12 protein-coding genes are annotated in these 11,862 nt (G+C 72.1%); 4 read left to right on the top strand and 8 right to left on the bottom strand.

Annotated elements, in window-relative coordinates:
- Positions 1-53 precede the first annotated feature (53 nt).
- From AC0L6Y_RS03610 to AC0L6Y_RS03600, 3 genes are all read right to left on the bottom strand, one after another.
- Positions 54-1,370 carry an OmpL47-type beta-barrel domain-containing protein gene (locus AC0L6Y_RS03610; RefSeq protein ID WP_473555647.1) on the bottom strand — a complete coding sequence of 439 codons (1,317 nt, stop codon included), beginning with the start codon at positions 1,368-1,370 and terminating at the stop codon, positions 54-56.
- A 63-nt stretch (positions 1,371-1,433) separates the two neighbouring features.
- Positions 1,434-4,214 (bottom strand): ATP-binding protein, encoded by a 2,781-nt coding sequence (locus AC0L6Y_RS03605; RefSeq protein WP_473555643.1) that lies wholly within the window; start codon positions 4,212-4,214, stop codon positions 1,434-1,436.
- Positions 4,215-4,329: 115 nt separating this feature from the next.
- Positions 4,330-5,931, bottom strand: a complete 1,602-nt coding sequence (locus tag AC0L6Y_RS03600; RefSeq protein WP_473555638.1) for a S1C family serine protease — start codon at positions 5,929-5,931, stop codon at positions 4,330-4,332.
- An 85-nt stretch (positions 5,932-6,016) separates the two neighbouring features.
- On the opposite strand from AC0L6Y_RS03600, the gene AC0L6Y_RS03595 reads away from it, so the two are divergent.
- Complete coding sequence (locus AC0L6Y_RS03595) at positions 6,017-7,039, top strand: helix-turn-helix transcriptional regulator (protein WP_473555632.1); 1,023 nt, start codon at positions 6,017-6,019, stop codon at positions 7,037-7,039.
- A 23-nt stretch (positions 7,040-7,062) separates the two neighbouring features.
- On the opposite strand, the gene prfB is transcribed toward AC0L6Y_RS03595, so the two are convergent.
- The gene (gene prfB / locus AC0L6Y_RS03590) at positions 7,063-8,172 is read right to left on the bottom strand and encodes a peptide chain release factor 2 (protein WP_473555627.1); all 1,110 of its coding nucleotides are present in this window, start codon (positions 8,170-8,172) and stop codon (positions 7,063-7,065) included.
- Between the two features lie 42 nt (positions 8,173-8,214).
- Between prfB and AC0L6Y_RS03585 the strand changes: the two genes are divergently transcribed.
- A complete protein-coding gene (locus tag AC0L6Y_RS03585; RefSeq protein WP_473555621.1) occupies positions 8,215-9,471 on the top strand; it encodes an MFS transporter in 1,257 nt (418 codons plus the stop codon).
- Here the strand turns inward: AC0L6Y_RS03585 and AC0L6Y_RS03580 are convergent.
- From AC0L6Y_RS03580 to AC0L6Y_RS03565, 4 genes are read right to left on the bottom strand one after another with little or no spacing between them, the layout of a single operon-like run.
- The gene (locus tag AC0L6Y_RS03580) at positions 9,440-9,886 is read right to left on the bottom strand and encodes a pilus assembly protein TadG-related protein (protein ID WP_473555617.1); all 447 of its coding nucleotides are present in this window, start codon (positions 9,884-9,886) and stop codon (positions 9,440-9,442) included. The genes AC0L6Y_RS03585 and AC0L6Y_RS03580 overlap by 32 nt on opposite strands.
- Positions 9,883-10,359 (bottom strand): hypothetical protein, encoded by a 477-nt coding sequence (locus AC0L6Y_RS03575; RefSeq protein ID WP_473555610.1) that lies wholly within the window; start codon positions 10,357-10,359, stop codon positions 9,883-9,885. The genes AC0L6Y_RS03580 and AC0L6Y_RS03575 overlap by 4 nt, the downstream gene beginning before the upstream one ends.
- Entirely contained in the window at positions 10,334-10,729 is a 396-nt protein-coding gene (locus AC0L6Y_RS03570; protein WP_473555606.1) for a TadE family protein, read from the bottom strand. Before AC0L6Y_RS03570 ends, AC0L6Y_RS03575 begins: the two co-directional genes overlap by 26 nt.
- Before the next feature lie 23 nt (positions 10,730-10,752).
- Complete coding sequence (locus tag AC0L6Y_RS03565; protein ID WP_473555601.1) at positions 10,753-10,926, bottom strand: hypothetical protein; 174 nt, start codon at positions 10,924-10,926, stop codon at positions 10,753-10,755.
- Positions 10,927-11,058: 132 nt separating this feature from the next.
- Here AC0L6Y_RS03565 and AC0L6Y_RS03560 point away from each other — a divergent pair, with 132 nt between their 5' ends.
- Positions 11,059-11,307, top strand: a complete 249-nt coding sequence (locus tag AC0L6Y_RS03560; protein ID WP_473555595.1) for an SCO4226 family nickel-binding protein — start codon at positions 11,059-11,061, stop codon at positions 11,305-11,307.
- Positions 11,308-11,372: 65 nt separating this feature from the next.
- Positions 11,373-11,804 (top strand): hypothetical protein, encoded by a 432-nt coding sequence (locus AC0L6Y_RS03555; protein WP_473555590.1) that lies wholly within the window; start codon positions 11,373-11,375, stop codon positions 11,802-11,804.
- Positions 11,805-11,862 lie beyond the last annotated feature (58 nt).

Below are 11,862 nucleotides of genomic sequence, written 5' to 3'. Positions count from 1 at the left end.
ACACGGTGCGGGGCCGGACTCACAGTCTTCGGCCCCGCACCTCCCCTGACGGGTCAGCCCCGCAGCCGTCGGCGCGCCTCCCCGAGCGCGAGGCCCGCGCCGGCGAGCAGCCCGCCGACGAGGAGCGCGCCCGCCGGGTCGACTCCGGTGGTCGCGAGGGTCGGAATCGAGGGCTTCCCGGTCGGCGTGCCGCCCGGGTTCTCCGCCGGTTCCGCCGTCACGACGTAGCTGTACTCGAGCTCCGCGCGCAGCCCCGCCACGTCGGTGGCCACCAGCACGACGTGGTGCTCGCCGACGCGATCGGTGTCGAGGTGGGTGTGCGAACCGCCGTCGATGCCGCACTCGGCGACGCCCGAGGTGGCGTCGCTGCACATGCCGGCAAGCTCGACGCGCGCGCCGCGTTCGAACTCGGGGATGCTCGCGGCGAGCCCGAGCGCGCCCGGGTCGATCTGCGGCGCCACGGTGTCGATCCGGATCACCGTCTCGGCGTCGGCGCTGCGGTTGCCGAAGACGTCGTACGCCCAATAGGTGACGGTGGTCACGCCGTCGCCGTTCACCTGCAGCGGCGTCGCGTCCACCCCGGCGACCCCGCCGCTGCCGGTGTCGGCGCCGCTCTTCGCCCAGTGCACCGACGCGATGCCGCTCTCGTCGCTCGCGCGCACGATCGCGTCCACGGCGGAGGTGTACCAGCCGCTGGGCCGGGGGTCCGAGATGTAGAGCGACATCGCGGGCGCCTCGGCGTCGGCGAGCACCTCGTACTCGAAGTCGATGGTGCGGGTGTTGCCGGCCACGTTGACGGCGGAGACGGTCACCTTGTGCACGCCCACGTCGCTCGTCGGCAGCGGGGTGCCGTCGGCGATGTTCGAGTCGCAGGCGGCAATGCCGGAGTGGGCGTCGTCACAGCTGACGTTGAACAGCGCGAGGGAGCCCTGGCGCACCGTGGTGGGAGCGTTGATGCGGATCTCGGGCATCATCCGGTCGACGCGCATCGTGTAGGTGCTGGGATCTTCGGCGTTGCCGGCGTGGTCGACGGCCCAGACCGTGTACGTGGTGACACCGTCCTCGGTCACGGGCAGCGTGACGTCGTGGGTCTTGGCCTGGATGATCGGGCCGCCGTTCACCTGGTACTCGATCGAGGCGACGCCGGAGCCTCCGGTATCCGTGGCGTACAGCCGCACCTGGGTCGCGGTCCGGAACCAGCCGCTCGGCGGCGGGGTCGCCCGGTTGAACGTGGTGACCGGGGGCTGGGTGTCGGGCTCGGCGTCGACCTCGGCGAGAGCGCCGGTGGCGGCGACGCAGGACAGGGGGATGCCGAGCGCGAGCGCGCCCGCAACGCGCGCGAGGGCGCGGGAGTTCGATGTGTAGGTCATGGGGAGATCTTCGAACCGAGCGGGGCGCCGGTTTCGGGCCCGACGGTGCCGCTTACGTTCGGTTTACGCGGCGGAGCGCGACCGAGCGGAGAGCAGGCCCTCGCCGACCGCGAACAGCCCGTCGAAGTCGAGGCGGGACCCTTCTCGCAGCGCCGCGCGCCACTCGGCCGGGGTGAGCGCCGCCTGGACGCGGTCGCGGTGAGCCTGCGTGTCGGGGCCTTCCGTGCGCACCGGGTGGTAGCCGAAGCGCTGGCCGAGCGCGTCGACGGCCCCGAAGATCACGGCGCCCTCGCGCTGCCGGTCGAGGAGCGCGCTCGCTCCGCCGACGAGGTGCATCAGCGCGAGCACGCTGGTCGGATCCTCGTCGGCGAGCGCTCGCCGCGCGCCCGGCACCAGCAGTTCGACGGCGTCTCGGCCGCGGCGCACATCGACGAGCACCTTGCCGGCGACGTAGCGCGCGCTCATCGCCGCCCACGCGTAGCCGATCAGCGACGCGCGTTCGCGCGCCTCGGCGAGGCGCTCCAGTGCGAGGGCCGGCTGACCGAGGGCCCGGAGGGTCTGCCCCTGGCACAGCGTGACTTCGGCGACGGCCCACGGCTCCACCTCGGGCAGCAGCGCGAGCGCGCCGTCCATCATCGGCCCGACGTCCGCAGGGTCGCCGAACAGGCTGGCGGCGTAGGCGCCGTAGGCGCGGAGGATCGCGAGCCGGCTGAGATCGCTGGCCCCCTCCAGGATCGGCAGACCCTCGCGCAGGTACCGGGTCGCCGCCACCGGATCCCCGGCCTGGTAGGCCAGCAGCGCGACCCCGGTGACCGCGATCGCCTCGACCGCGGGCGGCGCGCTCCCGCTCACCGCCCGCGCACGCTCCAACGCGGCATAGCCGTCGCGCAGCATGCCGCGGGCCATCCAGTAGTGGGTCTGCGATCCGGCGATGCGCAGCGCGCTCTCGCGGTCGCCCGCCTCGATCGCGCCGTCGAGCGCGAGACGGAGATCCGGCGTCGCGATGTCGAGGGCGGCGCGCGCGCTGCGGGCCTCGTGACTGCGAAGCAGGGGCGCCAGCGACTCGGCGAACTCGGCGAACCAGGCGCGGTGCCGCGCCGACCACGCGGCGGCGTCCCCGCCGTCGATCTGCGCCCGGGCGTAGGCCTTCACCGATTCGAGCACGCGGTAGCGGCGGCCGACGAGCGCGTGATCGGCGGGTGAGAGCAGGGACTTCTGCACCAGTCGGCGCGCCACCGCGGCTTCCGCTCCGTCGTCCAACTGGCACACGCCGACCGCGTCATCGAGCCGGAAGGTGCCGGCGAACCGCGCCAGCTGCGCCAGCATCGAGCGCTCCGGCTGCGACAGCAGGTCGACGCTCGCGCGGATGGTGTCGGTGAGGTTGGCGTGCCGGGCCGGCAGCCCGGGCGCTTCGGCGCCGTCGACCACCGCGCGCGCCACCTCGTCGAGGTCGAGCACATCGAGCTGGGCTGCGGCGAGCTCAAGCGCGAGCGGCACGCCGTCGAGCACGGTGCACAGTCTCTCCACCTCGTCCCGCCGCGCCTCCCAGTCGAGGTCGGGTCGAACCTCGCGCGCGCGGGCGCGGAACAGCCGGATCGCATCCCCCAGCCGGGCATCGAGCATGGGCGCGACGGTGACGACCCGCTCGCCGGGGATCTTGAGCGCTTCGCGGCTGGTCACCACCAGCCGCAGCCCGGTGGTCGACTCCACCAGCTCGCGCACCAGCGGACGCACCTCGGCGAGCAGGTGCTCGGCGTTGTCGATCACCAGCAGCACGCGGCGCCCGTCGAGCCGTCGCGCGATCGCGTCGACCGTCGGCTCGGTGCCCGCGAGGCGTTCGGCGATCGCGCGCACGGGTGAGTCGCCCGCGCCGATCGCGGCGAGGTCGACCATCCACTGCGCCCGATCGATCGCGGCGGTGGCCCGACGCGCGCTCTCGATCGCCAGGCGGGTCTTCCCGACGCCGCCGGGGCCGACGATCGTGATCACGCGGGATTCCTCCCGCGCCTCGTCGATCGCCCGCAGCTCGGCCTCCCGCCCGATGAACTGCGTCAACGGCGTCGGCACCCCGTGCCGCTCGACCTCGTGGACCGGCTCGGCCGGGGCGACCACGTCGGGAAGCTGCCGGATGATGCTCTCGCGCAGCTCGCTGATCGCGGCCGAGGGCTCCAGGCCCAGGTGCTCCCGCATCCGGGTGCGGAGCCCGTCCAGGGTCTCCAGCGCATCCGCCACCCGCCCGGAGCCGGCGAGCGAGCGCGCCCGCAGCTCGGCGGGGCGCTCGTCGAGCGGAAACTCGGCGCACAGCCGATCGAGCACGGCGAGCGCCTCATCGAACCGCCCGCCCTGCACGCGCAGCTCGGCGAGCTCGTCGAGCGCCGAACGCCGCATCCGCGCCCACCTCGCGCGCGCGTCGACCGCGAACGGCCGCGCGGCGAGGCTCTCCAGCAGGTCCACGTCCGCGCACCTCGCGAACTCCTCCAGCACGTCGAGGCGATCGTCGCCGGTCCGCTCGGCCAAGGCTCGCTCGCAGCGGACCAGATCGACCTCCTCGGGCGCGAGCTCAAGCCGGTAGCCGCCGCGACCACCCGTCAGCACCGTCCCGAGCGGGGTGCCGCGCAGCTTCGAGATGCCCACCCGCACCGACACCGCGGCGGTCTCCGGCGGGGACTCCCACAGCGCGGCCACGAGCGCGTCGGTCGACACCGTGACGCCCGGGGTGAGCGCGAGCCGCGCGGCGATCGCGCCAGGGATCTCACCGCGAATCAGTTCGCGGCGTCCCGCGACGACGATCGCAAGCTCCGGCAGGAACGAGATCGTCGCGCGCGGCGCACTCGGGTCAGACACGCTCGAACCTTAGGACGAGAAGCAGTGGAGGTCACTCCCAGATTCCTGGGATCTTGGGCGCACACGTCGGGCGCGAGCTCCCCGAATCGCTCGCGCCCGACGGCCTTTCCGCAGATCAGAACTGCGCGTAGAAGCTGCCCAGGATGCGGTCGATCGCCGCGAGGTCCGCCTCCGTGTTCGCCTGGACGGCGACCATGATCACGTACCCGCCCTCCGGGGCCTCCGCGGTGACCACCAGGGCGGCGGCTGTGCCGCCGCAGCCGTCCCAGTAGGTGTAGCCGCCGGTGTGCCAGCCGTCCTCGTAGCTGTCCGACTCGAGCAGTTCGCAGCCTTCGCCGGGCAGCGCGTCCGACATCACCTTCATGAGGTCGTTCGGCGTGACCTTGCCGTACGCCTCCGCGGAGGCATACATCGAGACGCCGGGCACGTTCCAGGTGGTCGCGTACGCGGCCAGGTCCGGGCTCGCCTCGATGTGGGCGTAGCGGAACCCGTTGCCGTCGGTCCACACCGAGCCATCGGACTGGCTCCAGCTGGCGGGCACCTCGACGATGAGCGACTGGGTGTCGTCGACGACCGAGATGTACTCTCCGCTCGCCGCACCGCCCCCGGTGCCGCCGTCGTTGCCGAGCACGGTCACGGCGGCGACTTCGGAGCCGTCGTTGACCTTGCCGCGGTAGTAGATGCCTTCGCTCGGCCGGTACAGCTCGATGGCGAGCGTCGCATCCTGACCGTGGGTGCGAAGGACGTCGCAGTAGTCGCTCAGCGTGCCGTCGGCGGCGAGCGTGACGCCCTCCATCCGGGTCAGCAGGTCGCCGGGCAGGATGCCTGCGGCGTCGGCGGCGGAGCCCGACTTGACCGAGCTGACCCAGACGCCGAGGCCCGTGCCGTCCTCGCCCATGAGCGCGGTCGCGTTGATGCCGAGGCTCAGCACGTCTTCGCCGGCGGCGAGCTGGTCGAGCACCGAGAGCACCTCGTCACGGTGGATCGCCAGGTTGAGGTCGTGCTGATCGTTGCCCGCGTAGTTGACGCCGACGACGCGACCGTTCTGGTCGACGAGCGGACCACCCGAGTTGCCGCCGCGGATGCGCGCGTCGTGCTCGATCACGCGGTCGAGACTCGCCCACGGGGTCTCGCCCGCCGTCGCCGCCTTCGAGACGATCCCGCGCGTCATGGTGAACGTCGGGTCGCCGAGCGGGAAGCCGGCGGCGTAGACGTCGATGGCGGTCGAGATCTCTTCGCTGCGCCAGCCCATGTAGGGGTAGCCGGCATCCTGAAGGTCGATCACCGCCAGATCGAGGCACTCGGACGAGCCCAGCACTTTCGCGTTGAGCGTCGTTCCGGTGTCGCCACCAAGCCACACCTTGAGGGTGCCCGCGCCGACGACGACGTGGTTGTTGGTGACGGCGATGCCGGACTCGTCGATGACAAAGCCCGAGCCGCGACCTGCGGCCTCGTAGCCCCCCTCGGAGGGATCAACGAACGTTCCGACGGCCTCGATCTGGATGGTGGCTGACTGCACGCCGTCGAAATCGACCGTGCCGTCATCGTGGGCCCCTCCGAGGGAGATCGGAAAACAGGAGGACAGGGTGAGCGTCGCGGGAACCGCGACGAGGACCGCCACGCGCGAGGCGCGCGAGCGGATGCGTGCCGGCGTGCGCCGACCGCGGGACAGTGCCGAGGTCTGCGCCTCGGGCTCGACGGAATTGCGTGCAGTCATGAGCGCGACGCTACGGAGCGCAGCACCCCGGGTTTGGGGTGAATTCTCGTCATTAACGGGCGGATTACGTTCCATACTGGTGCTCATGCGGAGCACCGCGGCGACGGCGACACGCGACCGGTTGGACCGGCTCGCGCACGCCCACCTGCCCTGGGACACGTTCGCCGAGGAGGTGCTCGACACCCTCGGTCGCGGCGTGGGCTTCGACGCCGCGGTGATCGCCCCGATGGACCGCGACACGGGCCTGATCTCGGGCTCGGTGAAGCGCGAGCTGCCGGACGACAGCTACCCGGATTTCGCCCGGTACGAGTACGTCGCCCCGGCACCGGGCACCTTCGCCGAGCTGGCCCGCCGCGCCGACCCGGTCGCGCTGCTCAGCGAGGAGACGCACGGCGACCCGCGCCGCAATCCGCGGTTCGACGAGTTCCTGGCGCCGCGCCTGTCGATCGCGCACGAGATCCGCGTCGCGGCCGTCGACGGCGAGCGTCTGGTGGGCGGGCTGTCGCTGTTCCGCACCGTCGGAACGCGCGACTTCGACGAGTCGGTCGCCGAGCTGGCGCGCCAGATCGCCCCGGCGTTGACCCGCGGGCTGCGCGCCGGACCGCGCACGACGACGCGGGTCCAGGCGGCGCATGCGGTCGTGATCGTCAATGCGGCGAACCGGCTGGTCGCACGGTCGACCGAGGCGCGAGCCTGGCTCGCGGTGCTGGATCCGAGCGGCAACCGCCCCGTTCCGGTTCCCGTGGTCACGGCGGTCACGGCGGCGCGCACGCACGGGGTCGGCGAGCTGCGCATCCCCTCGACCCTCGCCGGCTGGGTGCGCGTGCGCGCCACCCTGATGGAGCGCGACGGCACCGCCCCGCCGGCGGTGGTCGTCGACATCGAACCGGTGCGGGGCCGGGATGCGGCCGAGCTCCACCTCGGCACGCTGGGCCTGACCCGGCGCGAGCGCGAGGTGGTCGATCTGGTGCTCGAGGGCGCGTCAACGAGCGAGATCGCCCGACGGCTCTCGCTCTCGCCGTACACGGTGCAGGACCACCTGAAGGCGGTGTTCCAGAAGTCGGGGCATCGCAGCCGACGCGACCTGGTCGGGACGCTGCTCGGCTGAGGCGGCGGGTGCCCGCCGCGCGGTCAGTCGTCCTGGTCGCGCTTGCGCCAGCGGATGCCCGCGGCGATGAACCCGTCGAGGTCGCCGTCGAAGACGGTCGCCGGGTTGCCGACCTCGTGGCCGGTGCGGAGGTCCTTGACGAGCTGCTGGCCGTAGAGGAAGTAGGAGCGCATCTGGTCGCCCCAGCTCGCGGTGATGGTGCCGGCGAGCTCCTTCTTCTTCGCCGCCTCCTCCTCGCGCTTGAGCAGCAGCAGGCGGGTCTGCAGCACGCGCATCGCGACCGCACGGTTCTGGATCTGCGACTTCTCGTTCTGCATCGAGACGACGATGCCGGTGGGGATGTGGGTGATCCGCACCGCCGAGTCGGTCGTGTTGACGCTCTGCCCGCCGGGGCCGGAGGAGCGGAACACGTCGACGCGGATGTCGTTCTCGGGGATCTCGACCGCCTGCGCCTCCTCCATGATCGGGATCACTTCGACCGCGGCGAAGCTGGTCTGCCGCTTGTCGGCCGAGCCGAAGGGGCTGATGCGGGCGAGCCGGTGGGTGCCCGCCTCGACGCTCAGGGTGCCGAAGGCGTAGGGCGCATCCACCTCGAAGGTGGCCGACTTGATGCCGGCGCCCTCCGCGAAGGAGGTGTCGAGCACCTTGACCGGGTACTTGTGGCGCTCGGCCCAGCGCAGGTACATGCGCATGAGCATCTCGGCGAAGTCGGTGGCGTCGTCGCCGCCTGCGCCGGAGCGGATCGTGACGACGGCCCCGCGGTCGTCGTACTCGCCGTCGAGCAGGGTCTGCACCTCGAGGTCGCCGAGGACCTTCTGCAGGCTGGCGAGCTCGGCCTTCGCCTCCTCGGCGCTTTCGACGTCGTCGCCCTCGATCGCCATCTCGACGAGCACGTCGAGGTCGTCGAGTCGGTTCTGGATCTCGGTGATGCGGGCGAGTTCCGACTGGCGGTGGCTCAGCGCGCTGGTGACCTTCTGCGCCTTCTCGGTGTCGTCCCAGAGGTCCGGGGCGCCGGCCTGCTCGCTGAGCTCGGCGATGGTGCGGCGGAGTCGTTCGACGTCGACCACCGAGGTGATGTCGGCGAAGGTGGAACGGAGGGCGGCGATCTGGTCGCTGAGGTCGAGGTCGATCATGGCGTACCCCAGCCTACCGGCGGGCGTAACCTAGCGTTCACGATGAGCACCGCGACCCCGGCCCCGCGTTGGCGCGCGGTGACGGTGACGACTCTCGTTCCGACCTTCCTGTTCTCGCTCGGCCAGGGCGCGCTGCTGCCGGTGCTGCCGCTCGTCGCCGACGACCTCGGCGCCGACCTCGCGACGGCGGGACTCGTCTCCGCGATGCTCATGGTCGGGGTGCTCGTCGGCGACATCCCGAGCGGGATCGTGATCGCTCGGATCGGCGAGCGGGTCGCCATGGTCGCCGCCGCGGGCGTTGCCATCCTCGGGGCCGTCGTCGGCTTCGTCGCCCCGAACCCCGCCATTCTGGCGGCCGCGGTCTTCGTCATCGGGCTCGGCGGCGCGGTCTTCGCCCTCGCCCGGCACGCGTTCCTCACCACCTTCGTGCCCGTGTCCTACCGGGCTCGCGCGCTGTCGACGCTCGGCGGAACGCATCGACTCGGCCTGTTCGTCGGACCCTTCGTCTCCGCCGCACTCCTCCAGTTGACCGACGTGCCGGCGTCCGCGTTCGGCGCGCTGGCGGTCGGATGCCTGCTCGCCGCCCTCGTGCTGGTGCTGCTGCGCGATCCCGAATCGGTATTCGGGGCAGAGCACCGCAACGCGGCACCGACCACGGGCGAACTCTTCGTCGCCGACGAGGCGCACGGGCTGTTCCGCACCCTCTGGGCGCGTCGGAGCGTGCTTGCCACCGTCGGGCTCGGAAGCGCGATCATGTCGGCGCTGCGAGCCTCCCGCCTGGTGATCCTGCCGCTCTGGGCGGTCAGCATCGGCCTCGACGGCGCCACCGCCGCCCTCATCATCGGCATCGCGGGCGGGATCGATTTCGCCCTGTTCTACGGCGGCGGCTGGCTGATGGACCGGTTCGGGCGCCTCTGGGTGGCGGTGCCGAGCCTGGCCTTCCTGTCGCTGGCGCACCTGGCGCTCGCGTTCACCCATGATGCCGAGGCCCCCGTGGCCTGGTTCGTCGTGATCGCGTTCACGCTCGCCGTCGCCAACGGGCTGAGCTCAGGAATCCTGATGACGCTGGGCTCCGATCTCGCCGACCCGCGCCGGCCGGCGCTGTTCCTCGGCGCCTGGCGGTTCACGAACGATCTGGGCGGGGCATCCGCACCGCTCGTGATCGCGGGCGTGACCGCGGCGGCTTCGCTGCCGATCGCCGCCGCCGTGATCGCAGGTGTCGGGCTTGTGGGCGCGACGGTCTGGCGCTTCTCGATCCCGCGTCATGTCAGCCGAACACCGCGCGGGCGCGGGCGGTGACCTCGATGCGGATACCCTCGGGCACGAGCGCGGTCACGACCGGCGGTCGCCACATCGCTTCGAGCGTCACGGTCGCGCTGGCCCCGTCGTGCGTGGTCGCCTCGACGACGCGCAGCCCCTCCAGCGGCGGTGTCGGGATGCGCCCCAGGTAGTCGCTCACCGCGGCGGCGACGTCCTCCGCGCGCAGGGTGGGCCGCAGCTCCCCCTCGGCGGTGACGCTGACGTCGTCGAGGTCGAAGGATTCGGCGCCGACCAGCGCCGCCCCGTCGGCGAGGGTGAACAGCTGCTTGCGCTCCAGATAGAGGGAGCTCGCCGCGACCACCACGAGGATGAGCCCGATCGCGAGGGCCGCGTAGAACAGCACGAGCGGCAGTGTCGACCCGGTGTCGTCCCGCCAGTCGCGTGACGCCCTCATCCGGTGCCGCCCGCGAAGCGCGACACCTGCTCGGTGGCGGTCGAGCTCATCGGGATGCTCGCTGGCACCCCCAGCGTGAAGATCGGCGGCACGAGCGGCAGCGCCACCTCGACCGTCACCCGAATGCTGACGAACCCGCGCCGGGTGAGGCAGTCGCCGGGGTCCGGCTGGCAGGAGGTCTCGACCCGCCGTGGCGCCTCCTCGACCCCGAAGTCGGCGAGCGCCACCTGGATCGCACGCTCCGCGGCCGCGTTCGCCTCGGCAGCCGACTCGGTCTGCACGTAGACGCGGGTCGCCTGCCGCGCGGCACCCTCGACTGCGAAGGCAGCGGCCTGCAGCTGCGCGAGCGCCAGCACGAGGTAGACCATCGGCACGAGCATCAGCACGCCGACGCCGATGAACTCGATGGATGCCGAGCCCGCGTCGTCGGCGAGCGCGCGGGAGCGCTCAGTCGAGCGTCTCGATCGCCGCATGGCCGGTCACCTCCAAGGCGCGGTCGGCCCCCAGCAGTCCGATCAGCGGCAGGGTCGCGCGCACCGTCACGGTCAGCGCGGGATGCCCCCGCCACTCCCCCGTCTCGACCGAGATCTCGCGCGCGTAGTCGGCGCCTACCGCGAGGGTGATCAGCTCGGCGGTGCGCTCGGCGGCGTGGGCGGGGCCGCGGTCGGCGAGCGCGCCGTAGCGCGCGCCCTCGGCCGCCGCGTCGAGCACGCTGTTGCGCACGTGCAGGGCGAGCCCGAGCTGCAGCACCGCCACGGTGAGCATCGTGAGCAGAGCCCCTACGAGCGCGAACTCGGCGGGGGCCGACCCGCGATCGTCGGCGAGACGCCTCGCGAAGGTCATCGCCGCGTCACCGGTGCGCCCGATCAGATCCCGGCGACGCGCGAGATCGCGTTCTCGAAGATCTCGGCGAGCGCGGGACCGGCGAGCCCCCAGATCACGATCACGAGCCCCGCAGTCATCAGCGTGATCAGCACCCAGCCGGGCACGTCACCGCGGTCGTCGCGGGCCCGCATCCACAGGTCGTGAAGGCGTGTCATGCCTCCAGGGTGATGTGTCGGCGTCGCCCGCGTGGCGGGTTCTCCACAACCTTCGGGCTTCCTGGAAGCTCTTGCGCTCGCGCCGGCGCGGGCGGACCGTGAATGCACCGACAACGAACTGAGGAGGACCCCATGCCGCAATTCATGGACGTTCACGATGGATTCCAAGGCACCACCGCAGAGGAGCTTGCTGCGGCGCACGCCGCAGACCAGGAGATCGAGGCCGAGGAGGGCGTGCACTTCGAGCGCGCGTGGCTCGACGCCGAGCGCGGAAAGGTGTTCTGCCTCTCCAGCGGACCCTCGAAGGAGGCGGTGCTTCGCATTCACGAGCGCACCGGTCATCCGACCTCCGAGATCTACGAACTCGGAGTTGAAGTCTGACCTCTTGAGATCATGAGATCGCAGACGCGCGACCGGCCGCGGGCGATCGCGGGGCGAAGGCCGCGATGACCGACACCGCGCCCACCGGAGTCGGCGGCTGGTTGCTCGTCTACCTGCTCGGGTCGATCCCCCTCCTCGCCGTCTACTCGATGGGGCTCTCCGGCTGGTTCTTGGACTACCCGTTCGCGCTGTCGGCGGCGATCTTCGTCGTGCTCTCGCTGCCGCTGCTGCTGATTCTGCTCCGATCGCCCGCAGCGCCCGCGTGGAACATCGCGATGATGTGGGTCGCCGCCACGCTGATGCTCCTGCGCTCGATCGCGGTCGTCACGATGCCCTCGGGCGTCTGGGATCCGATGGGGCTGGCCGAGGCGGCGGGCGTCGCCGGCATCCTCGCGACGATCGTCGGCGTCGCGCTCGCATGGGCGGCCGTCTGGACCGGCTACTTCCGCCGCTCAGTGCGCGTGACGCACACTTTCACCCGCGGCGAGCGCGACTGACGTCGCGGGCGAGCCGGCGGCGCGCCTCGCCGGAGAGCGCGAGCCCGTAGAGCGCAGG

The organism is Pseudolysinimonas sp. 10J20-29 (assembly GCF_055809595.1).
This window is presented reverse-complemented; position numbering and strand designations above follow the sequence as displayed.

Coding starts and splice junctions, on each gene's coding strand:
- AC0L6Y_RS03560 (WP_473555595.1), top strand. CDS start 11,059: ATGCCGCAATTCATGGACGTTCACGATGGATTCCAAGGCACCACCGCA.
- AC0L6Y_RS03585 (WP_473555621.1), top strand. CDS start 8,215: ATGAGCACCGCGACCCCGGCCCCGCGTTGGCGCGCGGTGACGGTGACG.
- prfB (WP_473555627.1), bottom strand. CDS start 8,172: ATGATCGACCTCGACCTCAGCGACCAGATCGCCGCCCTCCGTTCCACC.
- AC0L6Y_RS03555 (WP_473555590.1), top strand. CDS start 11,373: ATGACCGACACCGCGCCCACCGGAGTCGGCGGCTGGTTGCTCGTCTAC.
- AC0L6Y_RS03600 (WP_473555638.1), bottom strand. CDS start 5,931: ATGACTGCACGCAATTCCGTCGAGCCCGAGGCGCAGACCTCGGCACTG.
- AC0L6Y_RS03610 (WP_473555647.1), bottom strand. CDS start 1,370: ATGACCTACACATCGAACTCCCGCGCCCTCGCGCGCGTTGCGGGCGCG.
- AC0L6Y_RS03570 (WP_473555606.1), bottom strand. CDS start 10,729: ATGACCTTCGCGAGGCGTCTCGCCGACGATCGCGGGTCGGCCCCCGCC.
- AC0L6Y_RS03565 (WP_473555601.1), bottom strand. CDS start 10,926: ATGACACGCCTTCACGACCTGTGGATGCGGGCCCGCGACGACCGCGGT.
- AC0L6Y_RS03580 (WP_473555617.1), bottom strand. CDS start 9,886: ATGAGGGCGTCACGCGACTGGCGGGACGACACCGGGTCGACACTGCCG.
- AC0L6Y_RS03595 (WP_473555632.1), top strand. CDS start 6,017: ATGCGGAGCACCGCGGCGACGGCGACACGCGACCGGTTGGACCGGCTC.
- AC0L6Y_RS03575 (WP_473555610.1), bottom strand. CDS start 10,359: ATGCGGCGATCGAGACGCTCGACTGAGCGCTCCCGCGCGCTCGCCGAC.